The 24,550-nt window shown below is 69.4% G+C and carries 21 protein-coding genes and 1 pseudogene; 13 read left to right on the top strand and 9 right to left on the bottom strand.

The genetic code is table 11. The features are described 5' to 3' along the window. Positions 1-75 precede the first annotated feature (75 nt). The 3 genes from K2L43_RS11305 (at position 76) to K2L43_RS11315 (ending at position 5,293) form a co-directional block, all read left to right on the top strand. The gene (locus K2L43_RS11305) at positions 76-1,389 is read left to right on the top strand and encodes an O-acetylhomoserine aminocarboxypropyltransferase (RefSeq protein WP_220637578.1); all 1,314 of its coding nucleotides are present in this window, start codon (positions 76-78) and stop codon (positions 1,387-1,389) included. Further along, entirely contained in the window at positions 1,389-2,210 is an 822-nt protein-coding gene (locus K2L43_RS11310; RefSeq protein ID WP_220638995.1) for an alpha/beta fold hydrolase, read from the top strand. The genes K2L43_RS11305 and K2L43_RS11310 overlap by 1 nt, the downstream gene beginning before the upstream one ends. Before the next feature lie 344 nt (positions 2,211-2,554). Further along, the gene (locus K2L43_RS11315) at positions 2,555-5,293 is read left to right on the top strand and encodes a cation-transporting P-type ATPase (protein WP_220637579.1); all 2,739 of its coding nucleotides are present in this window, start codon (positions 2,555-2,557) and stop codon (positions 5,291-5,293) included. A gap of 12 nt (positions 5,294-5,305) precedes the next feature. Here the strand turns inward: K2L43_RS11315 and K2L43_RS11320 are convergent, their stop codons facing one another. Then, entirely contained in the window at positions 5,306-5,998 is a 693-nt protein-coding gene (locus K2L43_RS11320) for an HAD family hydrolase (RefSeq protein WP_220637580.1), read from the bottom strand. Between the two features lie 39 nt (positions 5,999-6,037). On the opposite strand from K2L43_RS11320, the gene hemH reads away from it, so the two are divergent. The 5 genes from hemH (at position 6,038) to K2L43_RS11345 (ending at position 12,028) form a co-directional block, all read left to right on the top strand. Next, positions 6,038-7,096: a ferrochelatase gene (hemH, locus tag K2L43_RS11325; protein ID WP_011804923.1), complete on the top strand. Its 1,059-nt coding sequence runs from the start codon at positions 6,038-6,040 to the stop codon at positions 7,094-7,096. After that, the gene (locus K2L43_RS11330) at positions 7,093-9,546 is read left to right on the top strand and encodes a Lon protease family protein (RefSeq protein ID WP_220637581.1); all 2,454 of its coding nucleotides are present in this window, start codon (positions 7,093-7,095) and stop codon (positions 9,544-9,546) included. Before hemH ends, K2L43_RS11330 begins: the two co-directional genes overlap by 4 nt. Before the next feature lie 136 nt (positions 9,547-9,682). After that, complete coding sequence (locus tag K2L43_RS11335) at positions 9,683-10,636, top strand: sulfurtransferase (RefSeq protein WP_011804922.1); 954 nt, start codon at positions 9,683-9,685, stop codon at positions 10,634-10,636. Between the two features lie 107 nt (positions 10,637-10,743). After that, the gene (locus K2L43_RS11340) at positions 10,744-11,841 is read left to right on the top strand and encodes a YeeE/YedE thiosulfate transporter family protein (protein WP_220637582.1); all 1,098 of its coding nucleotides are present in this window, start codon (positions 10,744-10,746) and stop codon (positions 11,839-11,841) included. Positions 11,842-11,860: 19 nt separating this feature from the next. Next, a complete protein-coding gene (locus K2L43_RS11345) occupies positions 11,861-12,028 on the top strand; it encodes a hypothetical protein (RefSeq protein WP_172751380.1) in 168 nt (55 codons plus the stop codon). A 70-nt stretch (positions 12,029-12,098) separates the two neighbouring features. Here the strand turns inward: K2L43_RS11345 and K2L43_RS11350 are convergent, their stop codons facing one another. The 6 genes and pseudogenes from K2L43_RS11350 to K2L43_RS11375 form a co-directional block, all read right to left on the bottom strand. Further along, on the bottom strand, positions 12,099-13,058 hold the full coding sequence (locus K2L43_RS11350) for a rhodanese-like domain-containing protein (protein ID WP_220637583.1): 960 nt from the start codon (positions 13,056-13,058) through the stop codon (positions 12,099-12,101). Positions 13,059-13,220: 162 nt separating this feature from the next. Beyond that, positions 13,221-14,099, bottom strand: coding sequence for an alpha/beta fold hydrolase (locus K2L43_RS11355; protein WP_220637584.1), 879 nt, complete (start codon positions 14,097-14,099; stop codon positions 13,221-13,223). A gap of 43 nt (positions 14,100-14,142) precedes the next feature. Beyond that, positions 14,143-14,397, bottom strand: a pseudogene (locus K2L43_RS11360) (PAS domain-containing protein); the annotation flags it as partial. Positions 14,398-14,624: 227 nt separating this feature from the next. Further along, complete coding sequence (locus K2L43_RS11365; protein ID WP_220637585.1) at positions 14,625-16,154, bottom strand: tripartite tricarboxylate transporter permease; 1,530 nt, start codon at positions 16,152-16,154, stop codon at positions 14,625-14,627. Between the two features lie 90 nt (positions 16,155-16,244). Next, positions 16,245-16,796, bottom strand: a complete 552-nt coding sequence (locus K2L43_RS11370) for a tripartite tricarboxylate transporter TctB family protein (protein ID WP_220637586.1) — start codon at positions 16,794-16,796, stop codon at positions 16,245-16,247. A gap of 133 nt (positions 16,797-16,929) precedes the next feature. After that, positions 16,930-17,889, bottom strand: a complete 960-nt coding sequence (locus K2L43_RS11375) for a tripartite tricarboxylate transporter substrate binding protein (RefSeq protein WP_011804914.1) — start codon at positions 17,887-17,889, stop codon at positions 16,930-16,932. A gap of 147 nt (positions 17,890-18,036) precedes the next feature. Between K2L43_RS11375 and K2L43_RS11380 the strand changes: the two genes are divergently transcribed. From K2L43_RS11380 to K2L43_RS11390, 3 genes are all read left to right on the top strand, one after another. Beyond that, on the top strand, positions 18,037-18,720 hold the full coding sequence (locus tag K2L43_RS11380) for a response regulator (protein ID WP_123675668.1): 684 nt from the start codon (positions 18,037-18,039) through the stop codon (positions 18,718-18,720). A gap of 172 nt (positions 18,721-18,892) precedes the next feature. Further along, complete coding sequence (locus tag K2L43_RS11385; RefSeq protein ID WP_220637587.1) at positions 18,893-20,296, top strand: sensor histidine kinase; 1,404 nt, start codon at positions 18,893-18,895, stop codon at positions 20,294-20,296. A 40-nt stretch (positions 20,297-20,336) separates the two neighbouring features. Continuing rightward, positions 20,337-20,762, top strand: coding sequence for an RNA-binding S4 domain-containing protein (locus K2L43_RS11390; RefSeq protein WP_047351412.1), 426 nt, complete (start codon positions 20,337-20,339; stop codon positions 20,760-20,762). 135 nt (positions 20,763-20,897) lie between these two features. Here K2L43_RS11390 and K2L43_RS11395 read toward each other — a convergent pair whose 3' ends face one another. Continuing rightward, entirely contained in the window at positions 20,898-21,200 is a 303-nt protein-coding gene (locus K2L43_RS11395) for a hypothetical protein (RefSeq protein ID WP_011804910.1), read from the bottom strand. A 136-nt stretch (positions 21,201-21,336) separates the two neighbouring features. Further along, on the bottom strand, positions 21,337-22,809 hold the full coding sequence (locus K2L43_RS11400; protein ID WP_172207137.1) for a short-chain fatty acyl-CoA regulator family protein: 1,473 nt from the start codon (positions 22,807-22,809) through the stop codon (positions 21,337-21,339). Between the two features lie 101 nt (positions 22,810-22,910). On the opposite strand from K2L43_RS11400, the gene K2L43_RS11405 reads away from it, so the two are divergent. Together K2L43_RS11405 and prpC are read left to right on the top strand one after the other, a co-directional pair. Next, complete coding sequence (locus K2L43_RS11405; RefSeq protein WP_196995411.1) at positions 22,911-23,327, top strand: acyl-CoA thioesterase; 417 nt, start codon at positions 22,911-22,913, stop codon at positions 23,325-23,327. Continuing rightward, on the top strand, positions 23,324-24,484 hold the full coding sequence (prpC, locus tag K2L43_RS11410) for a 2-methylcitrate synthase (RefSeq protein WP_135148643.1): 1,161 nt from the start codon (positions 23,324-23,326) through the stop codon (positions 24,482-24,484). Before K2L43_RS11405 ends, prpC begins: the two co-directional genes overlap by 4 nt. The last annotated feature ends 66 nt before the right edge of the window (positions 24,485-24,550 follow it).

Genomic DNA, 24,550 nt, shown 5'->3' on the forward strand with positions numbered 1-24,550 from the left:
AGGCGCTGCATGCAGCCCGATAGCGAATAAATATAGCCCACAATGGCGCACAAATTCACCACTTTGGAGACATGAATGCCCGGATATTCCGACCCCGGCTTCGACACGCTGGCCCTGCACGCCGGCGCGCAGCCGGACCCCGCCACAGGTGCGCGCGCCGTGCCGATCCACCTGAGCACCTCGTTCGTCTTCGAGTCGAGCGACCATGCGGCGGCCCTGTTCAACCTAGAGCGCCCGGGCCATGTGTACAGCCGCCTGAGCAACCCCACCAACGCGGTGCTGGAGCAGCGCGTGGCAGCGCTGGAGGGCGGCGTGGGGGCGATTGCCGTGGCCAGCGGGCAGGCCGCGCTGCACCTGGCGATTGCCACATTGATGGGCGCAGGCAGCCACATCGTGGCCAGCACGGCGCTGTATGGCGGCAGCCAGAACCTGCTGCACTACACGCTGCGCCGCTTCGGCATTGACACCACCTTCGTGAAGCCCGGCGACATCGACGGCTGGCGCGCCGCCATCCGCCCCAACACCAAGCTGTTCTTTGGCGAAACCGTAGGCAACCCCGGGCTGGAGGTGTTGGACATCCCCACGGTCGCGGACATTGCGCATGAAGCTGGCGTGCCCCTGCTGGTGGACTCCACCCTCACCTCGCCGTGGCTCATCAAGCCCTTCGAGCATGGCGCGGACCTGGTGTACCACTCGGCCACCAAGTTCCTCTCAGGCCATGGCACGGTGATCGGCGGCGTCGTGGTCGATGGCGGCAGCTTCGACTGGGAAGGCTCCGGCCGCTTCCCCGAGCTGACCCAGCCCTACGACGGCTTTCACAACATGGTGTTCACCGAGGAGAGCACTGTGGGCGCCTTCCTGCTGCGCGCGCGCCGCGAGGGCCTGCGCGACTTCGGCGCCTGCATGAGCCCGCACACCGCCTGGCTGATCCTGCAGGGCATCGAGACCCTGCCGCTGCGCATGGAACGCCACACGCGCAATACCGAGAAGGTGGTGCAGTTCCTGGCCAGCCACCCGTTCGTCGAGCGCGTGGGCCACCCGCTGCTCGCGTCCCACCCCAGCCACCAGCTAGCGCAGCGCCTGCTGCCGCGCGGCGCGGGCTCGGTGTTCAGCTTCGACCTCAAGGGCAACCGCGAGCAGGGTAAGACGTTTATTGAGACGCTCAAGCTCTTCAGCCACCTGGCCAATGTGGGTGACTGCCGCAGCCTGGTGATCCACCCCGCCTCCACCACGCACTTCCGCATGAGCGACGAAGCGCTCGCCGCGGGCGGCATCAGCCAGGGCACGATCCGCCTGTCGATCGGGCTGGAAGATGCCGACGACCTGATCGACGACCTCAAGCGGGCACTCAAGGCTGCGGAGAAGCAAGCGGGAAAGGCAGGTGCGTGATGTACGTGCAAGTCAACGGCGCACAGACCTACTGCTACACCGGCGGCAAGCCCTTCGATGCCGCCAAGCCCACCGTGGTGTTCATCCACGGCGTGCTCAACGACCACAGCGTCTGGGCGCTGCAAAGCCGCTACATGGCCAACCATGGCTGGAACGTGCTGGCCGTGGACCTGCCCGGCCACAGCAAAAGCGCGGGCGATGCCCCTGCAAACGTGGAGCAGGCGGCCGACTTCGTGGGCGCCCTGCTCGACGCGCTGTCCATCCAGCGCGCCGCGCTGGTGGGCCATAGCTGGGGCTCGTTGATCGCGCTGGAGGCCGCCGCACGCCTGGGCGGGCGCGTGAGCCATCTGGTGCTGGTGGGTACGGCCTATCCGATGAAGGTGTCGCCCGCGCTCATCGAGGCATCGCAGACCGACCCCGAGCAGGCGCTGCGCATGGTCAACGTGTTCTCGCGCAGCACCCTCGCACCCCCCTCAGGCGCGGGCTTCTGGGTGTACGGCGCGGGCATGGCGCTGGGCCGCAAGGTGCTGCGCAGCAACCCGCAGGTCAATGTGTTCCACCGCGGCTTCGTCGCCTGCGACAGCTACTCCCATGGCGAGCAGGCCATCGCAGCGGTGCAGTGCCCCGTGCTGTTCGCCTTGGGCACACAAGACCAGATGACCACGCCCAAGGCCGCGCAGGGGTTGATCCAGGCCGCGCGATCCGCGGGCAAGGACGTGCAGATCGTCCATCTGCCGGTGGGCCACCACCAGATGACCGAAGCACCGGACGCAACGCTGTTCGCCATCCGCGACTTCTTGGCAAGACGCATCCCCGCCTGAGATCGTTGCACTGCAGGGCCGGCGGTGCAGGGCATCCCCTGCAGCGCTCCCCTGCCCAATGGATGACGGGCGCCGCCGCCTCGGCAGAGGGATATGACTTCCCCTGCCACATGCGAAACACTGGCCCCTGCTTGCCCGCGGCGACCATATACGGCCACGTGATGCATATCAAAAACAGCATCAAACGCCCAACCAGCAAGCGCAGTCAGCTATTGTTTATATAGCAAACGAAGGCCAATAGCGGCCACTTTCCCCGGCCTGGCACTGGGGCATTGGCACGGTCCACGCCTGCGGACCTAGACTGGGTTCACTCGACCAGTCGCGTCGTCCGGCGCCCGCCCTGCATGCACCTGCCCCCATCCACCGATGCCCGCGACACCCCGTGGCATGCGCTGTCCGCTGGCGAAGCGCTGCAACGGCTGCAAACCGACGACCGCCACGGCCTGGCGCATGCCGAGGTGGCGCGGCGCCTGGCACGCTTCGGCCCCAACCGCCTGCCCGCGCCGCCGCGCCGACCGGCCTGGCTGCGCCTGCTGCAGCAATTCCACAACGTGCTGATCTACGTGATGCTCGCTGCCGCGACGGTCACCGCGGCACTGGCGCACTGGATCGACACCGGGGTGCTATTGGGGGCCGTGATCGTCAACGCGATCATCGGTTTCTTGCAGGAGGGCAAGGCCGAGTCGGCGCTGGACGCGATACGCCACATGCTCTCGCACCAGGCCACGGTGCTGCGCGGGGGAGAGCGCCAACTGGTGGCCGCCGACCAGCTCGTGCCGGGCGACATCGTCATCCTCGCGTCCGGCGACAAGGTGCCCGCGGACCTGCGCATCCTCACGGCCCGCAGCCTGCGCGCCGACGAGGCCGTGCTGACGGGCGAGTCCGTGCCCTGCGACAAGCACGAAGCCACCGTGGCAGCCGACGCCGCTTTGGGCGACCGCCGCAGCATGCTCTACTCCGGCACGCTGGTGGCCGCGGGCACCGCTTTGGGCACCGTGGTGGCCACGGGCACGAACAGTGAATTGGGGCGCATCAGCACGCTATTGGCCCAGGTGCAGGCGAGCACCACGCCGCTGCTGCGGCAGATCGCGCAGTTCAGCCGCTGGCTGGCGCTGGCCATCGGGCTGTTCGTGCTCGCCACGTTCGCCATCGGCGTGCTCTGGCGCGCTCAGGCACCCGCGGACATGTTCATGATGGCCGTGGCGCTGGCGGCCTCGGCCATCCCCGAGGGGCTGCCCGCCATCATGACCATCACCCTGGCCATGGGCGTGCGGCGCATGGCGCAGCACAACGCCATCATCCGCCACCTGCCGGCGGTGGAAACGCTGGGGGCTGTCACGGTGATTTGCTCCGACAAGACCGGCACCCTCACTTGCAACGAGATGACCGTGCAGCGCGTGGTGACCGCCGACCATGTCATAGAGGTGACCGGCAGCGGCTATGCGCCGCAGGGGGGCTTCCTCATCGGTGGCGTGCCCATCACTGCGCAAGAACACCCTGCCCTGCAGTCCGTGGCCCAGGTGGCGCTGCTGTGCAACGACGCCACGCTGCACGACGGTCCCCAGGGCTGGAGCCTGACGGGCGACCCGACGGAGGGCGCGCTCGTCACCCTGGCGCTCAAGGCGGGGCTGGACGCAACGGCGCTGCATGCCCGCCAGCCGCGCATCGACGCCATACCGTTCGAGTCCGAGCACCGCTTCATGGCCACACTGCACCACGACCACGCGGGGCATGCGGTGATCCTGGTGAAAGGAGCGCCCGAGCGTGTGCTGGACATGTGCAACGCACAGCGCCAGTGGCCCGCCGATGGCGCGGGCACCGATGCCCCGCTGCAGCACGACTACTGGCGCCGCGCAGCCAACGACTGCGCGGCACGGGCGCTGCGCGTGCTGGCGATCGCCATCAAGCGCGTGCCGGCGCAGCAGCACGCGCTGCAGTTCGCCGACATGGAGGGCGGCTTCACGCTGCTCGGGCTGCTGGGCAGCATGGACCCGCCGCGCCCAGAGGCCGTGGCCGCGGTGGCCGAATGCCAGGCCGCGGGCGTACGCGTGAAGATGATCACCGGCGACCACGGCGAAACCGCACGTGCGATTGGCGCGCAGCTGGGCATCGGCCTGGGCCGCCCCGCACTCACGGGCGCCGAGATCGAGCTGCTGGACGACGCCGCCTTGCGCGACGTGGTGGCCAGCGTGGACGTGTTCGCCCGTGCCAGTCCCGAACACAAGCTGCGCCTGGTGCAAGCCCTGCAGTCCCGCGGTGAAGTCGTGGCCATGACGGGCGACGGCGTGAACGACGCGCCCGCACTCAAGCGCGCCGACGTGGGAGTCGCCATGGGCAGGAACGGTACCGAGGCCGCCAAGGACGCGGCCGCCATGGTGCTGACCGACGACAACTTCGCCACGCTGGGCCAAGCGGTGCGCGAGGGCCGGGGCATCTACGACAACGTGCGCAAGTTCATCCTGTTCATGCTGCCCACCAACGGGGGCGAGGCGCTGATCGTGTTTGCCGCCATCGCATTCGGCCTGCTGCTGCCGCTCACCGCGGCGCAGGTGCTGTGGATCAACCTGGTCACGTCCAGCACGCTGGGCGTGGCGCTGGCATTCGAGCCTGCGGAGGACGACGTCATGCGCCGCCCTCCCCGGCCTCCGCAGGAAAAGCTGCTGTCCGGCCTGTTCGCGTGGCGTGTGCTCATGGTGGCGGTTTGCATGGCGGCGGCTTCGCTCGGGCTGTTCCTGTGGGAGCTGTCCAACGGCGCTGCGATCGAAACCGCGCGCACCATGGCTGTCAGCGCGGTGGTGGTGATGGAGATGTTCTACCTGCTCAACAGCCGGCACATCGAGCGCAGCGTGCTGTCGCGCGAGGGCCTGCTGGGCAATCCCAAGGTGCCGCTGACCATCGCCCTCTGTGCGCTGCTGCAACTGGGCTTCGTGCACCTGCCCTGGATGCAGGCCGTGTTCGGCTCCACGGACCTGTCTGTGCAGGAATGGTCGCGCGTCCTGCTGGCCGGGCTGGCCGTCTTCACGCTGGCCGAACTGGAGAAGGCGGCTTTGCGGCGCTGGCGCGCACGCCGCGCCCATCGCTGACACGGACCACGCCTACCCCAGCAGACGGCACAGCGCGGCCAGGTCGCGCACGGTGGCAGGGGGCGCCACCGCGTGCGGCCACGCCGCATCGCCCCGATTGAGCCAGGCCGCCTGCATGCCGGCGCCCAGCGCGCCATGCGCATCCAGCGTGGCGTCGTCGCCTATGTGCAGCACGGCCGCGGGCGGCAGGTCCAGCACCCGCGCCGCCTCGTGGAAGATGCGGGGGTCGGGCTTGGCAATACCGAACTCGCGGGCGCTGATGCTGGCGCGAAAGTACCGTCCGATGCCGATGGCCTGCAGGTCCGCATTGCCATTGGACAGCGCCACCACCGGGTGGCGCGCCGAGAGGAATTCCAGCGCCGCTATCGCATCGTCGAACAGCTCCACCCGCTGGCGCTCGGCAAAGAACACGTCGAACCCCTGGTCCGTGAGCGACTCGTCCTCGCCCGCCTGGCGCAGCGCTGCGCGGATGGTCTCGCGGCGCAGCACCGTCAGGTCGTGCGACAGGTGCGCATGGGCGGACGCCACCTGCGCACGGAGCATGCGGGACGTGTCGGGCGACGCCAGCAGCGCCGAGGCGCCGGGCGCCACCGTGAGCAGCCACTCGATCAACACCTTCTCAGCCCGCGCAATGGTGGGCCAGATAGGCCATAGGGTGTCATCCAGGTCAAGAGTGATGGCGCGGATGCGGGAAATATCGAGCATGGCCCGAGCATACCGCCCGGCATTTGCCACAATCACCGCATGCCCGCCTCGCCTTCTCACCATGCCGCCCAGACGGCCTCAGCCTCTTCGATCCAGACCGCCGCAGCACGCGAAAGCACCGCCATTCTGCTGTGCAACCTGGGCACGCCAGACGCCCCCACCGCACCGGCGCTGCGCCGCTATCTGGCGCAGTTCCTGGGCGACCCGCGGGTGGTGGAAATTCCGCGGGCGCTGTGGCTGCCTCTGCTGTACGGGATCATCCTGCGCACGCGGCCGGCCAAGTCGGCCGCCAAGTACGCCAGCATCTGGACGGAAGAAGGCTCCCCACTCGCCGTATGGACGGCCAAGCAGGCGGTGATGCTGCGCGGCTGGCTGGGCGAGGCCGGCCAGCCGGTGCGTGTACTGCCCGCCATGCGCTACGGTCAGCCGGCCATTGGTGCGCAGCTGCAGGTGCTGCAGGACGCCGGCGTGCGCCGCGTGCTGGTGCTGCCGCTGTACCCGCAGTACTCGGCCACGACCACCGCCAGCGTGTTCGACGACGTGGCCGCGTGGGTGCGCCGCTCGCGTTGCTTTCCCGAGCTGCGCTTCGTGAACGACTACCACGACCACCCGGACTACATTGCCGCGCTGGCCCAGTCGGTGCGCGCGCACTGGCAGCGCGAGGGCGGCCCGGCGGACAAGCTGGTGATGAGTTTTCACGGCATTCCCGAACGCAATGTGCGATTGGGCGACCCCTACGCGGAGCAATGCCGCAACACGGCCCGGCTGCTCGCGCAGGCGCTGGGGCTGGGCGAAGACCGGTACCTGCTGACCTTCCAGTCGCGCTTTGGCAAGGCCCGCTGGCTGGAGCCCTACACCGAACCCTCGCTGGTGGCGCTGGCACAGGGCGGCACGCGCCGCGTGGACGTGATGTGCCCAGGCTTCACCAGTGACTGCCTGGAAACGCTGGAGGAGATCAACCAGGAGGCACGCGAGGCCTTCCTGCACGCAGGCGGCCAGGACTTCCGCTACATCCCCTGCCTGAACGACAACCCCGCCTGGATCACCGCCTTGAGCCGCATTGCGCAACAGCACCTGGCGGGCTGGAGCCAGCCATGAGCGCGCCCTGCACGGCACTCGCACCCGGCCAGCTGCGCCTGAGCATCCGCCCCGAGAGCCTGGGCTTTGACGACACGCGCGCGCTGGTGGCCGAGCCCCTGCCGTGGATCGGCCAGCAGCGCGCGTTCGATGCGGCCCGGTTCGGGCTGACCATGCAACAGCCCGACTACCACCTGTTCGTGCTGGGCGAGGTCGGCAGCGGCCGTGCCTCCCTGATGCGCCAGGCCATGGACGAAGCGGCCGCCAGCCGGCCCGTGCCGCCGGACCTGTGCTTTCTGCACGACTTTGACGCACCCGAACGTCCACGCGCCCTGCGCCTGCCCGCGGGCCAGGGGCGCCAGCTGCGCGACCAGATGGCGAGCTGGAGCCGCCAGCTGGAGGCGGAGATCCCCAAGCGCCTGGCTGCGCCGGACGTGAAGAACGAGCGCGAGCGCATCCACAAGCGCTACCAGAGCGACGAGGCGCGCGCCTTCAGCCAGTTGGCCGACTTCGCGCGTGCACGGCGGTTTCGCCTGTCGCGTGAACAGGGGCAGATGGTGTTCACCCTGCTGGGCCCGGGCGGCGAGCCGCTGACGGAGGCCGATGGCGCAGCGCTCGGCGCACCCGAGCGCGCCGCCATCGAGCTGGCCGAGCAGGAGCTGCGCACGGAGATCGTGCGCTTCCTGGAACAGACCCGCCCGCTGGAGCGCGCGCGCGACGATGCGCTGGCGCAGCTTCTGCGCCAGAGCGCCGGCCCGCTGGTGACGCACGGTCTGGACGACATCCGCCAGGGCCTGCGCAAGCAGATCAAGGACGCGGTCAAGCTGGGACGCTGGCTCGACCAGGTGCAGCGCGAGGTGCTCGACGACCTTGAGCTCTTCGTGCCTCACGAAGGCGAGCAGCCCGACGATCCGCAGGAAGAGGAACGCCGCGACCAACTGGCCAACCTGCTGGCGCTGTGCCAGGTGAACCTGGCGGTGGACAACGCTTCCCTGAAGGGCGCGCCAGTGGTGGTCGAAGACAACCCGCAGCTGCGCAACCTGTTCGGCCACATCCAGTACGAATCCGGGGAAGACGCGCCGTATGCCGATTTCTCCAGCATCCACGCCGGCGGCCTGCTGCGTGCGCACGGCGGCTACCTGATGCTGTTCCTGCGCGACCTGCTGGGCGATACGCCGCTGTGGGAACGGCTGCGCCGCTTCCTGCGCTGCAGCCGCCTGGCGGTCGAGGACACGGCCGCCAGCCATGGCGGTGGTGGGCCGACAGTGGCGCTGCAGCCCGAGGGCGTGGATGTGGACGTCAAGCTCGTGCTGATCGGCACCGCCGTCGAGTATTACGTGCTGCAGGAGGGCGACGAAGACCTGGCGCAGCGCTTTCGCGTGAAGGTGGATTTTGCCGAGCGCTTCACCGCCAGCGCCCAGACGCATTACGCCAGCGCCGTGTTCATCGCGCGCGCGTGCGCCCGCCGCGGCCTGCCGCACTGCAGCGCCGCGGCCGTGGCCCGCCTGCTGGAATTCACCCACCGCGAGGCCGACGACCAGTCGCGCCAGAGCGCGCGCTTTTCCCTGCTGGAAGCCCTGCTGCTCGAAAGCGCGGCCCAGGCACGGGCACGCGGCGCGGCGCTGACCGATGCGGCCGACGTGGAAGCCGCACTGATCGCCAAGCGCCAGCGCCACAACGCCCCCGAGGAGGCATTGCACGAATCGATTGCCGAGGGCGAGTTGCTCATCACGCTGGACGGCACGCGCGTCGGCCAGTTGAATGCGCTCACGCAGATCGACCTGGGCGACTACCGCTTCGGCTTTCCGGTGCGCATCACCGCGCGCACGCATGCGGGCCAAGAAGGCCTGGTCAACATCGAGCGCGAGGTCGAGCTGTCCGGCCCGATCCACGACAAGGGCGTGCTCATCCTGCACAGTTATTTCAGCGCGCTGTTCGGACACCTGGCGCCGCTGGCGCTCAACGCGTCCATCGTGCTGGAGCAGGAGTACAGCGGCATTGAGGGCGACTCGGCCTCCTGCGCCGAGCTGTATGCCCTGCTGTCGTCGCTGTCGGGCCTGCCGCTGCGCCAGGACATCGCGGTTACCGGCGCGCTCAACCAGCACGGTGAGGTGCTGCCCGTGGGCGGGCTGAACGAGAAGATCGAGGGCTGGTTCCGCGTGTGCGCGCACGCGGGCCTGACCGGCACGCAGGGCGTGCTAATTCCGGCACGCAACCAGCGCCACCTGATGCTCTCGCCCGCCGTGGTGGATGCGGTCGCGGCGGGGCGCTTTCACGTCTATACGGCGCAGCACGTCAGCGAGGGCATTGCGCTGCTCACTGGTACGCACGCGGGCCTCACCCCCGGCGAGCCGTGGGAAGGCAGCGTGCGGGCGCGCGCCGAAAGCACGCTGCTGGCCTACCGCCGCGCGTGGCAGGCCATGGCGCTGGGGCGGCGGCGCGTGCCGCGCAGGCTCGGCAGCGGCCTCTGAAAGCCGCCCGGCGCCGCGGTGGGCCGGGCCTGGCTTATCCATATTGGCTATAAGAACAATCCGATTCTGTCGTTGATGAGGCTCAAGGGCGCGGGACAATGACGCCCTTCCCTGAACGACTGTTTTCGAGATCGCCATGAAAAAACTGCTCGCCCTCGCGGTATTCGCCACGGCCGCCCATGTGGCCCCTGCGGCGTGGGCAGCCCAGCCACTGCTGACGCCCGCCGAACTGAAGGCCCAGACAACGCAGGCCACGCCGCCGCGCGTGATCGACATCCGCGACCCCGCCAGCTACGGCGCCCAGCACATTCCGGGTGCGGTGAATGCCCCCTACGGCAAGTGGCGCGGCCCCGCCAGCAACCCGGGTGAACTACCCGACCTGCCCCGGCTCACCGCGCTGGTGCAGTCGCTGGGGCTCACGCCCACCACGCATGCCGTGGTGGTCTCCACGGGCGCGGACCCGACGGATTTCGGCGCTGCGGCGCGCGTGTACTGGACGCTGAAGCTGCTGGGCCTCAAGGAACTCTCCATCCTCAATGGCGGCATGAAGGCCTGGGGCCAAGCCCAGCTTCCGTTGACGGCCGAGGTGCCACAGGTCGCGGCCAGCCAGTACACGCCCACGCTGGACACCCGCCTGCTGGCCACGCGCGAGGACGTGGGCCAGCACATTCGCCTGAGCAACGCAGCACTGGTGGATTCGCGCCCCGATGCCTTCTACCAGGGCAAGGTGCGTGCGCCCGCGGCCAAGGTGTCTGGCACCCTGCCGGGCGCGCAGCAGCTGGACTTCAACCAGTGGTTCGTTCCCGGCACCTCCACCTTCGTGGATGCGGCGACGGCCCGGCAGATCGCCGCCAAGGTCAAGCGCGAACAGGGCCAGGACATGGTCGCGTTCTGCAATACCGGCCACTGGGCGGCCACCGACTGGTTCGGCCTGTCCGAAGTGGCGGGCCTGCCCGGCGTGAAGCTGTATGCCGGCTCCATGGTGGACTGGACCCAGTCCCAGGAGCCGCCGCTGATGGCGAACCAGCCCACCCGCGCCGAGGCACTGGCCTACGACGCCAAGCAGTGGTGGGAACGCAAGCTCAAGTAAGGCAGCCCACTGCGCTGGGCACCTGACAGCCTCATAGTCAAATCGGCCTCTAGCGCTTGCCAGGCAAGCGCTAGCAGCTCACTTTTTTGAATCTCTAGCCCTCTTCCATGAAACGACTCCCTCTTGCGGCCCTGCTGGCCATTTTCTTGGGCTGGCTGCTGTGGACCGTGTCCGTGCGGCAAGCGGCCCTGTTCGCCGTAGGTCTGGGCCTGGGCGCGGTGCTGGCCGGCCAGCGCTTTGGCTTCACCACGGGCTGGCGCATGCTCATCGAGGACAAGGACGCCAGCGGCGTCATGGGCCAGCTGCTGCTGCTGGCACTGGCCGCCGCACTGGCCATGCCGCTGCTGGGCCACTTCCCTGAACTGACGGCCGCCCTGGGCCCACCCAGCGTGAGCCTGCTGGTCGGCGCCTTCGTGTTCGGGCTGTGCATGCAGATTGCCGACGGCTGCGGCAGCGGCACGCTGTACAAGGCGGGCCTGGGCATTCCGATGAACGCGGCGATCCTGCCGCTGTTCGCGCTCGGCAGCTTCCTGGGCTCAATGCACCTGGGCTTCTGGCTGGACCTCGGCCGCGCGCAGCCCGTCGGTTTGGTCAATCGCTTCGGTTGGCAACAGGCACTGTTGATCACGCTGGCGGTGCTGGCCGTGGTCGCGGTGGGGGTGCGCTGGTATGCGCGCCGCGCCCAGGGGCCGCAAGGCACGCAGCCCCAGCCGCTGCTGGTGCGCAGGTGGATCGTGGGCGCCGTGCTGCTGGCGCTGCTGGCCACGCTGAACCTGGTGATCGCCGGCCAGCCCTGGGGTGTGGTGTACGGCTTTGGCCTGTGGGCGGCAAAACTCGCCCAGGCCAGCGGTGCCGCGGACCTGGCGGGCAACTGGTTCTGGAACCAGCCCGGCAATGCCGCCCGCCTGCAGGAGACCGTGCTGCTGGACGTGACCAGCATCACCAACATCGGCATCCTCGGGGGCGCTCTGTGGGTGTCGGCCGGCAAGCCGGTCACGGCCAAGGCGCTGACGGGCACGCAATGGGCAGTGGCCCTGGTCGCGGGCCTGCTGCTGGGGTACAGCTCGCGCCTGGCCTTCGGCTGCAACGTCGGCGCCATGCTGTCGGGCATCTCCACGGGCAGCATCCACGGCTGGATCTGGGTGCCGCTGGCCTTCGCAGGAACGATCTTCGGCCTGCGCATCCGCCGCCATTTCGGCTTCTGAACCGGAGGAGCACAACGCCATGACACGACACACCACACTGCGCCTGACCTTCTGGGCCGTGCTCGCCGCCTTCCTGGCCTGGGACTACAGCAACTCCGCCCCGGTGGACCTGCGCTTCGAGGCGCCGCTGATCGCGGCCGGCTCGGGCAAGGCCGCCTCGGGCGGGCACTGCTCCATGCCGGACTGACGTCCTTCTCCGCGCACAACGCAACAAGGCCTCCACACGGAGGCCTTGTTGCTTGGCGCGGCGAGCGGTATCAGGGCGTATCGGCAGACGGCTTGGCCACCTCGAACCCTGCGTCCTGCCAGGCCTGCAGCCCGCCCAGCAGCGGGCGCACGTTGGAAAAGCCTGCGCGCTGTAGCTGGCGCGCCAACCGGGCGGCCGATATCTCTGCCGGGCAGTCGCAATAAATGACCACGCCGTGCGGATGCGCGTCGTGCGGCAATAGATGGGCGTGGGGTGCTGCCGCGTCCCGGGGGCGCAGCTCCCACGCCTGGGCGCCGGGAATATGGCCCGCGCTGTAGGCCTGACCCGTGCGCACATCGATCACCGTGGGCATGGCCCCCTGGGCCTGCATGCCGCGCAACTCCTGCACCGACACGCGAGGCATCTTCAGCGAGCGCACCGTGCGCTGGCGCTGCCACCACTTGCGCAGAATGAACACGCCCAGGCCCACCGCCAGCAATACCAATCCCCCCTGGCCCAGCGCTGTGAGCACGGCCAGCAGATCCTCGACCGTGGTGCTGAACAGCGATCCCAGCAACACTGCCGAGCCCACCCAGATCAACGCGCCCAGCGTGTCGTACAGCACGAAGACCGACCGCGGCGTGCCCACCACACCCGCAAGCGCGCTGGCGATCGACGCAAAGCCTGGAACGAACTTGGCAATCAGCAGCGACTTGGGGCCCCAGCGGCCGTAGAGCGATTCCGTCTGGCGGATGCAGGCATCAGGCGACAGCGAAATGCGGCAGATGCGCCCCAGCACACGATGGCCGTAGGATTTGCCGGCCTGGTACCACAGCAGGTCGGCAATGAGCGCGGCCGCCACGGCCAACAGCACGATGCGTGCGCCGTGCTGCCAGTCGTCGCCCGCCACCGCGCCGGTGACCACCAGCACTGGATAGGCGGGAATGGGCGCACCCAGCTGCTCGATCAGCACGTTCAGGAACACGACACCTAGGCCGTATTCGCGAATCAGATCCACCAGAAAACCCATGTCGCGGTTCCCTTCATGCCGTGCCGGCGTCGCCGCTGACGCCCAGGCAATGCAAGCCTCACATGCTAGCTGCAACGGCTGCGCCGAGTGAGACCTGAAATAAGGAAACTGCGTTGCGTGGATGGCAACAATGCAGGCACACCGCGCAAGCCGTGCGCCGCTTCACCCCTGCGCGGGCTGGCCCTGCAAAAAACGCTGCACCCAGGCCAGTTGCTGCGGCACGTTGAGCGCGGGCGCGTGGCCGCAGCCCGGCACCTCGACCACCTCCAGCAGCCCGCGTGCGCCCGGGCCCCGGCGCTGCATCTCCTGCACCACCGCGGGCAGCACCAGGTCGGACTCGGCCCCGCGCAGGCACAGCACGGGAATGTCGAGCCGGTCGTAGTGCGGCCAGACGAGATAGTCGTCCTCATGCCGCGTGAACTGCTGCACCATGGCCGGGTCGTAGTGCGGGGTCACGCGCCCATCGGACAGGCGGCGCAGCGAGGTCTCGGTGAGGCGCAGCCACTGCGCATCGCTGAGCCAGCCGAACGGCGCGTAGGTGCGGCGAAAGAAGGCCTCCAGCTCCATCACGGTATCGAACTGGGGCGGCTGGCCCGCATAGGCCTTGATGCGCTCCAGCGCGGGGCCGGCCAGCTGCGGGGCATTGTCGTTGAGCACCAGGTGCGTGATGCGCCCGTGCAGGCGCGGCGCCAGCAGGCCGGCGGCGCACACGGTGCCGATGGCGCCGCCCATCGACGTACCCACCCACTGCACCCGCTGCACACCCAGCTGGTCCAGCAGCTCCTCCACAACGCGTGCATAGAAAGCCAGCGTGTATTCGCGCTGCGGATCACGGCTCCACTGGCTCAGGCCGCGACCCAGGGTGTCGGGGCACAACACGCGCCAGCCATGGGCCGCCAGGTGTGCGGCCAGCTCGTCCATGTCGCGTCCGGTGCGTGCCAGGCCGTGCCAGGCTACCACCACCGGCGCGCCGGGCGCGCCCCAGTCGGTCAGGTGGATTTCATAGCCGGCGCAGCGCACGTAGCGCGAGACGAAGGACATGGTGCAGCCTTTGTGCAGGGAGAGTGTGATCGCCGCGGGCGGCGAGACCCTGGCGCATCTGGGTGTTGGGAATCACCTCCTCCACCATGCGGCCCACGAAGTCATGGACCGAATGCACGCCCAGGTCGGGCAGGAAGCGGCGATAGCCCTCGTTGACCCACACAATGCGCCCGCTCAGGTCCACGAGGAACATGCCCTGGCTCATGGTGGAAAAGAGCTGGAACATGGAGCGCGCAGCCAGTTCCAGGATGCCCTGCGCATCCAACGGCAAGGGCGAGGCGTCGGTATGCAGGGGCATGGTCGGATGGTAACGCCGGCGTTCGACGCGCATTGCAAATTAATAAGAACCATTCTCAACATAGAGCTATACTCCGCGCCTGTGCAAGCGTGCTCTCTGGTGGGGAGGTCCCGGGGGCGGCCGTCCCCCGGGCGCTGGCCGCGCTGCGCTTGCGCGGCGGTACCCGGCGCACTCTTTCTAGGGCCGCGCGCGCGCCGGCGCGGGTAGCGCCGCCGCGCAGCGCTCCATCAACTCGCATCGTCCACGCTCTGGCGCGCATGGGCCAGGTTGCGCTCGGCCCAGCGGCGCAGCACGCGCGGCACGATGAGCACGGCCAGCACGATCACCAGCAGCGTCACGGACATGGGGCGCTGCAGGAAGATCATCCAACTGCCCTCGCCGATGGAAATCGCGTTGCGCAGCTGCGCCTCGGCCAGCGGCCCGAGGATCATGCCCACCACCACGGGCGCCGTAGGGAAGTCGAAGCGCCGCATCAGCACGCCCAGCAAGCCGATGCCGTACAGCAGGAACAGGTCGAACGTGCTCTGGCGCATGCCGTAGGCGCCCACCGTGGCAAAGATCAGGATGCCGGCGTAGAGCTGTGGACGCGGAATCTTCAGCAGCTTCACCCACAGCCCCACCATGGGCAGGTTCAGCACCAGCAGCATGATGTTGCCGATGTACAGCGACGCGATCAGCGCCCACACCAGAGTGGCCGATGTGGTGAACAGCTGCGGGCCGGGGTTCAGCCCATAGTTCTGGAAGGCCCCCAGCAGCACGGCCGTGGTGTTGCTGGTCGGGATGCCCAGTGTCAGCAGCGGGATGAGCGCCGCCGTCACCGTGGCGTTGTTGGCCGCCTCGGGGCCCGCAACCCCCTCGATCGCGCCGCGGGTGCCGAACTCGGCCTTGTCCTCGCCCTTGGCCAGACGTTTTTCGGTCGCGTAGCTCAAGAAGGTGGGAATCTCCGTCCCCCCCGCCGGGATGCAGCCGAAGGGCGTGCCGATCACGGTACCGCGCAGCCATGCGGGAATGGACCGGCGCCAGTCGCGCCGCGTCATGTGCACACGGCCCATCTGGTTCTGCGACTCTTCCACCCGGCCCTCGTACAGCGCCGCATACAGCACCTCGGCCACGGCGAACAGGCCCACGGCCACCAGCACGATGTCGATGCCGTCCAGCAGCTCCATCTTGCCCACGGTGTAGCGGGCGGCCCCCGAGATCTGGTCCATGCCCACGCAGCCCAGCGCCAGGCCCAGGAACAGCGCCGTCATGCCGCGCAGACTGCTCTGGCCCAGCACCGCGCTCACCGTGGTGAAGGCCAGCACCATCAGCATGAAGTACTCGGGCGGGCCGAGCTTGACCGCAAACTCGGCCACGCCCGGCGCGAACAGCGTCACCACCACCGTGGCGATGGTGCCGGCGACGAACGAGCCGATGGCCGACGTGGCCAGCGCCGCGCCCGCGCGCCCGCTCTTGGCCATCTTGTTGCCTTCCATTGCCGTGACCATGCTGGCGGTCTCGCCCGGCGTGTTCAGCAGGATGGACGCCGTGGAGCCGCCATACATGGCGCCGTAATAGATGCCCGCGAAGAAGATCATCGAGGCGGTCATGTCCACCTTGGCCGTGATGGGCAGCAGCATGGCTACCGCCACCGCCGGCCCGATGCCCGGCAGCACACCCACGGCCGTTCCCAGCGCGCAGCCCACCAGGGCCCACAGCAGGTTCGCCGGCGTGATCGCCGTGGCAAAGCCTGCGAGCAATGCGTCAAAGATTTCCATAGCACTCAATCCCCGGTTTGAACGCGGCCTGCGCCGGCGCCATCGAAGCAGCCAAAGTCAGCATGCATGTGCACTCTCCCGCGCCCTGGCCTACAGCCACCCGGTGGCGGTCAGGCCCGGCAGGTTGATCGCCAGGAACTGCGTGAACAGCCAGAACACCGGCGCGGCGATGGCCAGCCCGGTCGCCACATCCACGGCCAGCACGCGCGGCGACAGCAGGCCCGTCTGCCCGCCCGCGCGGCGCAGCCCCTGCACGGCCAGCGCATAGCACAGCGTGCAGCCCACGATGAAGCCCAGCTCCACGATCAGCGCCGCATTCAGCAGAAGCCCCGCCGACACCCAGGCAAAGGGCCCCCACGCCGCGCGCGGCGCGCCGCCCGGGTCGGCCGCCTGGCGGTAGCCGCCCGTGGCAGCCTCCCAGATCAGCCAGCCGCCACACACGGCCAACACCAGGGCGCAGGCCCACGGCAGGAAGTTGGGGCCCACGCCGCCATAGCCGGCGTTGCCGGGGATCTCCAGCGCGCCCCAGGCCATGGCCGCGGCCACCAGGATGACGCCGGCGCCCACGGCGGCCTGCCAGCCGGGCGATGGCACGGCGCTGGCGGGGGCAACGGAGGGAGGGGAAGAGGAAAGCTCAGACATGGCTGCGGCCTCCGGGAAGGCGCCGCACCGCAGCGGCGCAGGTTTCAAACAAAAAACGGCCCTAGCGCTTATCCATCAAGCGCTGACAGCTCTCAAAAAAGGAGCGCCGCAGCACACTGCGGCGCCGCCGGGCTTAGACCATGCCCGACTTCACCATGGTGGCGCGCAGGCTGGCGAACTCGCTGTCCACGAAGTTGGCGAAGTCGTCGCCGGCCAGCCACGCGGGCGTCCAGCCGTTCTTCTCCAGCGCCTCGGCCCACGCCTTGCTCTTGACGGCCTTCTCCACCATTGCCACCAGCGCCTTGCGCTGCTCGGCCGTGATGCCGGGCGCGCCGTACACACCGCGCCAGTTGCCGATCTCGACGTTGATGCCCTGCTCCTTGAGCGTGGGCACGTTCACGCCCTTCAGGCGCTGGCCCGAGGTCACGCCGATGGGCTTCATCTTGCCCGCGGCGATGTACTCGGAGAACTCGCTGTAGCCGCTGCCGCCCACGGTGACGTTGCCGCCCAGGATGGCCGCCGTCGCCTCCCCGCCCCCACGGAAAGCCACGTAGTTGATGCGCGCCGGGTCCACCCCCACTTCACGGGCGATCATGGCCGCCGCGATGTGCTCGGTGGAGCCGCGCGAGCCGCCGCCCCATTTCACGCTGCCGGGGTCCTTCTTGAGCTGCGCCACCACCTCGGCCATGCTCTTGAAGGGCGAGTTGGCGGGCAGCACGAAGACGTTGTATTCGCTGGTCAGCCGCGCGATCGGCGTGGCCTGGCTCAGGTTGACCGGCGGCTTGCCGGTGATGATGCCGCCCAGCATCACGGCGCCCATCACCATCAGCGCGTTCGGGTCGCCCTTGGAGCCGTTCACGAACTGCGCCAGGCCGATGGCGCCGGCCGCGCCGCCCTTGTTGTCATAGGTCACGCTGGAGGCCACGCCCGCATCCTGCAGGGCCTTGCCCAGGGCGCGGCCCGTGGTGTCCCAACCGCCGCCGGGGTTGGCGGGCAGCATCATCTTGACGGCCACGGCGGCCTGGGCCGACAGCGGCAGGCTGCCCGCGGCGGCCAGTGCCGCCAGCGACTTCAGAAAGGTATCGCGACGCATGTTGTCTCCTTGCTTGTTAGAAAAAGGGAACGCTGACCGGCGCGATGATGCGCGCGCAAGCTGTCAAACGGCTGTCCACGGCACCAGGGTTAACACCGAGATCCGCGCGCCAACCGCCACCCGCCGCAAACGCGTTCTAATCCGCGGATGCAACTGCTTCTCGTCGAAGACGACGCCACCATGCAGGCCACGCTGCAGCGCTCGCTGGCGCGCCGCGGCATGGCCGTCACCGCCCTTGCGGACGGGCGCGCCGCGCTGGCCGAATGGCGCGCGCACCCGCCCGACGCCGTGGTGCTGGACCTCACCCTGCCCGGCCTGGACGGCCTGCAGGTACTGCAACAGGCACGCGCCGGCGGCCTGCGCACCCCCGTGCTGCTGCTGACCGCGCGCGGCACCGTGGGCGACCGTGTGCTGGGCCTGAACGCGGGGGCCGACGACTACCTGCCCAAACCTTTTGACCTGGACGAGCTGGAGGCCCGGCTGCGCGCCCTGCTGCGCCGCAGCGGCGATGCGGCAGATGACAAACAGGCCTCCAACGCGCTGGTGATGGGCGCCCTGCGCTATGAAAAAGAAAGCGGTGCCATCTATCTGCACGATGCGCCCATGGACCTCACCCCGCGGGAGTTGGCGCTGCTGCGCACCCTGCTGGCCCAGCCGGGGCGCGCAGTCGCCAAGGAGCGGCTGTATGAACTGGTCTTCCCCGGCCAGAGCGAGGTGCAGTACGAGGCTATCGAAGTGGTGGTGTACCGCGTGCGCAAAAAACTCGCAGGCACCGGCGTGGCCCTGATGACGCTGCGCGGCCTGGGCTACCTGCTCAAGCCAGAGACATGAAACAGCCCGTGAGTCGCTGCGCGCCTTCCCCCTCCAGGCAGGCGATGCCGCAGGCCCGGCCGGGCCCGCTGCGCGGCGCACGCTGGCATGGTTTGCGCCACCGCCACCAGACAGGAGCGGGGGCGCCTGTGCGCCAGGCTCCCCACCACGCGCAACGCAGCCGGGTGGCGGCATGACGCGCCCGCAGTCGCTGCGCCGCCAATTGCTCGTGGGCATCCTGCTGCCCACGCTGCTCTTCGTGGGCGCGAACACCTACAGCCTGCACCGCCAGGCACTGGCCGCGCTGCACACTGCCTATGACCGCACGCTGCTGGCTTCGGCCAAGACCATCAGCGAGCAGCTGGACGTGCGCGGCTGGGACGACATGGCCGAGCTGCGCGCCATCGTGCCCTACGCGGCGCTGGAGGCCTTCGAGGCCGACAACCAGAGCCGCATGTTCTACCGCGTGTCCAACCTGCGCGGCGACTTGATTTCCGGCTTTGCCGAACTACCCGCCTGGCATGGCACCATCCCGCAGCGCCCGCCCTATGCGGCGCTCGTGGACTTCTATGACGACCGTTTTCGCGATCAGCCCGTGCGCGTGGCCGTGCTGCTGCAGCCCGTGGCCAGCAGCGAGGGCCGCGGCATGGCCGTGATCCAGGTGGCGGAAACACTGGAGCTGCGCGAAGCGGCGGCCCTGCAGATCCTGCACACCACGCTGGCGCGCCAGGCGCTGCTGCTGGCGCTCATCGCGGGCATCGTGGTGCTGGTGGTGCAGCGCGCCACGCAACCGGTGCGCCAACTGAGCAGCGACCTGCAGGCCCGTACCGAAGGCGACCTGGCCCCCCTTGCCGCCCCCACCGCGCCGCGCGAGCTGCAGCCGCTGATCGACGCCACCAACGCGGTCATGCAGCGCCTGTCGCGCCTGCTCGCCCACCAGCAGCGCTTTGTGCGCGACGCGTCACACCAGCTGCGCACACCGCTGGCCGTGCTCAAGACGCAGGTGCAGTCCGCCCTGCGCGGCGACCTGCCGCCCACGCAGGCGCTGCAGGAAATCGGCCACACCGTGGACCGCGCCACGCAGCTGGCCAACCAGATGCTGGCGCTGGCCAAAGTGGAGCAGCTGCGCCAGCAGGGCGAGGTGCCCGTGACGCGGCTGGACACAGTGCTGCGCGAGATGGCGCTCGAGCTTTCTCCGCTGATCGCACAGGGCGACCTGGACTTCGGCATCACCACCGACGCCGCTCCCATCCACGCGCATGAATGGATGCTGCGCGAGCTGTGCCGCAACCTGCTGCACAACGCCATACGCCATGCGCCGCCCGGCACGGAACTCGCCGTCACGCTGCACCGCGAGGACGGTGAGGCGGTCCTCACCCTGGCCGACGCCGGCCCCGGCATCGACGACGAACTGGCGGCGCGGCTGTTCCAACCGTTTTCGGCCGGCGACGTGCGCACGGGTTCGGGCCTGGGCCTGGCAATTTGCCAGGAGATCGTGCACGCGCTGGGTGGCAGCATCACCCTCGCCAATCGCCAGGCGGACGGCCGCGTGCTGGGCCTGGACGCCGTGGTGCGGCTGCCACTGGCCGGCGCCTGAACCGTTTTTCACGCACGCCGCCCCAGGCAAAATCACGCCGATGACGACACCACCCGATGCAATGCGCCTGGACAAATGGCTGTGGTGCGCGCGCTTTTACAAGACCCGCAGCCTCGCCGTGGAAGAGATCGGCAAAGGCCGCGTAACCGTCAACGGCCAGGCGGCCAAGGCCGCGCGTGAACTGCGCGCGGGCGACACCGTCGCGCTGCGCCAGGGCGCGGTCGCCCGCACGGTCGTAGTGCGTGCCTTGAGCAACTTCCGCGGCCCGGCGCCCGTGGCGCAGCAGCTCTATGAGGAAACGCCCGAGAGCCTCGCCGCGCGCGCGCAGGCCGCCGAGGCGCGCCGCCTGGCGCCCGAGCCGGCCGCCGCGCTGCGCGAGGGCCGCCCCACCAAGCGCGACCGCCGCTCCATGGACCACCTGCGCCATGACTGGGACGACCGCTGGAGCGCCTCCATCGACGACTGAGATGGGCAGGGCTTGGGCACAGCGCCGCAGCCTGTGGCAGCCAGCCGCCGCCCCACGACGCGAAAGCACAGCGCGCCCACACGGGCCGTGCGCGCTAAGCCCGAAGCGCTATGCCCGAAGCGCTATGCCCAAAGATCAGGCCGCCAGGCGTTCATCCTGCGCCGCGTCATGCCATGCGTCACCCTCTCCCGCCAGCAGTACCAGGTCCTGCGCGGGCCGGTCGCACGGCGATGCGCGAAAGCGCACGGCAATGTCCGCGGCCGCGGGCGAGAAGAACAGCACCACGCGGTCCTCGGCCGCATCGAAGTGCGAGAACAGCGCCCGCCCCGTGCCGGGCTGCGCCATGAGGAACCTCGCCATGAAAACCTGCTGAATCTGCCGCAGGGGCTCGAAGGCCTGTTGCTCGTTGCCCAGTTGCAGCGTGTACCAATGGCTCACATCCCACCTCGTTTGCCGAAAAAAGATGCACGCATGGTAGACACGCCCGCTGCGGCGGGGCGGTTCGCCAGGGGCGCATCACGGTGTAGGACACAGCCGGCCTGACGGCGTTGCGCCGGCGCCTGCTTCCGCGCTGTCAGGCGCCCTTGGCCGCCCCGCTGACCCGGTACGGCGTAAAGCCCGCCATATCCTCGTTCACCTCCAGCGGCCGGCCCACCGGCGGAAACGCGCGCTGCGGGCACGCGGTGCGCTCGCACACCTTGCAGCCCATGCCGATGGGCACCGGCGCCTCGGGGTCGGCCAGGTCCAGCCCGCGCGCATAGACCAGTTGGCCCGCGTGCTGCACGTCGCAGCCCAGCGCCACCGAGAAGGTCTTGCCCGGCGCGCCCCAACCGCCGGTGCTGCGCGTGACGGTGCGCGCGATCCACAGGTACACGCGCCCGTCGGGCATGCGCGCCAGCTGCCGCACGATGCGCCCGGGCTGGGCAAAGGCCTCGTACACGTTCCACAGCGGGCAGGTGCCGCCGATCTTGCTGAAGTGAAAGTGCGTGGCCGACTGGCGCTTGCTGATGTTGCCCGCCCGGTCCACGCGGATGAAGAAGAACGGCACGCCGCGCGCGCCGGGGCGCTGCAGGGTGGACAGGCGGTGGCACACCGTCTCGAAGCCCACGCCCCAGTGCTGGCCCAGGCGCTCGATGTCGTAGTGCAGCGCCTCGGCCGTCCGCAAGAAGGCGCCGTAGGGCAGCAGCAGCGCGCCCGCGAAGTAGTTGGCCAGGCCGATGCGCGCCAGCGTGCGCGCCGCCTCGCCCGACAGCGCCGCTCCCTGCACGCTGTGCTGCAGCAGGTGCGGCACTTCCAGGAAGGCCAGTTGCGTCGCCATCTGGAAAGCGCGCTGCGCGCCCTGCAGCGTGGGCGACAGGTACAGCACGCGTGCGGCGGCATCGAAGCGCCGCTGCACGGCGGCGCCCTCGCCTGCCTCATCGCCGTCGCCGCCCTGCAGCAGCGCGACACGCACACCGTGGGCCTGCTCCAGCCGCGCCTGCAGCGCGGCGCCGGCCGCGCCAGGCACCAGCCGCCACTGGGCGGCCAGGTGCTCGGCAGCGTCATCCAGCTCGGCGATGTGGTTGTGGCGCGCGAAGAAGAAGTCGCGCACCTCCTCATACGCCATGGGCGGGGTCTGCGCCGTGCTGGCCGCGCCGCCGCGCTCGTCGCCGTAGTGCGCGGCCAGCGCCTCCAGGCGCTCGCGCGCCTCGGCGCGGCCGCGGTGCAGCGCCAGCAGCACGCGCGCCACGGCGGGCATGTTGGCGGCCAGCTCGCGCACCTCGGCCAGCGAGACGGCATCGGCCGGCGCGCCGGGCGGCAGGTCGGCCAGCACGTCGCGCAGGCCGGCGATCAGGCGCGCCTCGTCGCCCTCTGAAAAGTGCTGCACGTCCACGCCGAACACGGCGTTGATCTTGAGCAGCACCGGCACCGTCAGCGGGCGCTGGTTCTGCTCGATCTGGTTCAGGTAGCTGGCGGAAATCTCCAGCGCCCGCGCCAGCGCCACCTGGGTCAGGCCCCTCTCCTCGCGCAGGCGGCGCAAGCGCACACCCATGAAGGTTTTTTTCATTCCAATCTTTCGCAAACTTTGCAAAACACCCCGCAAGCCTTCGCAATCGTTCGCCAATTCAGGGCTTACGGGGGGCATCCATTGTGCGTAGATTGCGAAGCATGACAAGCCCCACAGGCACCCTCGAAACCCGCGACATGGTCTTCCCCGCCCATGCCAACCACCACGGCACGCTGTTCGCCGGCCAGGGGCTGGAGCGCATGGCGCGCGCCGCGTTCCTGGCCGCGCGCGATGCCGCCGGCTGCGACGTGGTGATGGCCGCCGTCACCGGCGTGCAGTTCTGCGCCCCCGTGCCCGTGGGGCGGGCGCTGGCGCTGCGCGCCTGGGTCAGCCGCGTGGGGCGCAGCTCGCTCACCGTGTGCGTGCACGGCCTGGCCCAGGCCCCGGGCTGCCCCGACGAGCTGGCCCTGCAGGGCGTCTTCGAGATGGTGGCCGTGAACGCCCACGGGCGGCCCACGGCCATCGCGCATACCTACCTGAACACCCCGCCACACCCCTTCCGACAGGAGACTCCATGAGCACCACCGACACCGCAACCGCCCTCCCGCGGGCCAAGAAATCCGTCGCCCTCTCGGGCGTGGCCGCCGGCAACACTGCGCTGTGCACCGTGGGCAGGAGCGGCAACGATCTGCACTACCGCGGCTACGACATCCTGGACATCGCCGAGGTCTGCGAGTTCGAGGAGATCGCCCACCTGCTGGTGCACGGCAAGCTGCCCACGCGCGCCGAACTGCGCGCCTACAAGGCCCGGCTGCGTGCGCTGCGCGGCCTGCCCGGCAGCGTGAAGGCCGCTCTGGAGCAACTGCCCGCGGCCAGCCACCCCATGGACGTGATGCGCACCGGCGTATCCGCCCTGGGCTGCGCCCTGCCCGAGAAAGACGACCACAACCTGGCCGGCAGCCGCGACATCGCGGACCGGCTGCTGGCATCGCTGGGCAGCATGCTGCTGTACTGGTACCACTTCAGCAACTCGGGCCGGCGCATCGCGGTGGAGACACAGGACGACTCCATCGGCGGGCATTTCCTGCACCTGCTGCACGGCGACAAGCCCTCGGACGGCTGGGTGCGCGCCATGCACACGTCGCTGAACCTGTATGCCGAGCACGAGTTCAACGCCAGCACCTTCGCCGCGCGCGTGATCGCCGGCACGGGCAGCGACCTGTATTCCTGCATCGCCGGCGCCATCGGTGCGTTGCGCGGGCCCAAGCACGGCGGCGCGAACGAAGTGGCCTTCGAGATCCAGAAGCGCTACGACACGCCCGACGCGGCCGAGGCCGACATCCGACGCCGCGTGCAAGCCAAGGAGGTGGTGATCGGCTTCGGCCACCCGGTCTACACCGTGAGCGACCCGCGCAACGGGGTCATCAAGGCCGTGGCCAAGCGCCTGTCGGATGCCGCCGGCTCGACCAAGATGTACGACATCGCCGAGCGGCTGGAGCGCGTGATGTGGCAGGAAAAGCAGATGTTCCCCAACCTGGACTGGTTCAGCGCCGTGAGCTACCACATGATGCAGGTGCCCACCGCCATGTTCACGCCGCTGTTCGTCATCGCCCGCACCAGCGGCTGGGCGGCGCACGTGATCGAGCAGCGCGCGGACAACAAGATCATCCGCCCCAGCGCCCACTACACCGGCCCCGACGACCAGAAGTTCGTGCCCATCGAGGAACGCGTTTGACAAAAACCATAGCTGGCAGCGTTTGCCGTTACTGGATTTCCAGCACTTTTTGCATGAAATCTGTTG

This window comes from Diaphorobacter sp. MNS-0, assembly GCF_019602835.1.
Lineage (GTDB): Bacteria > Pseudomonadota > Gammaproteobacteria > Burkholderiales > Burkholderiaceae_C > Diaphorobacter > Diaphorobacter nitroreducens.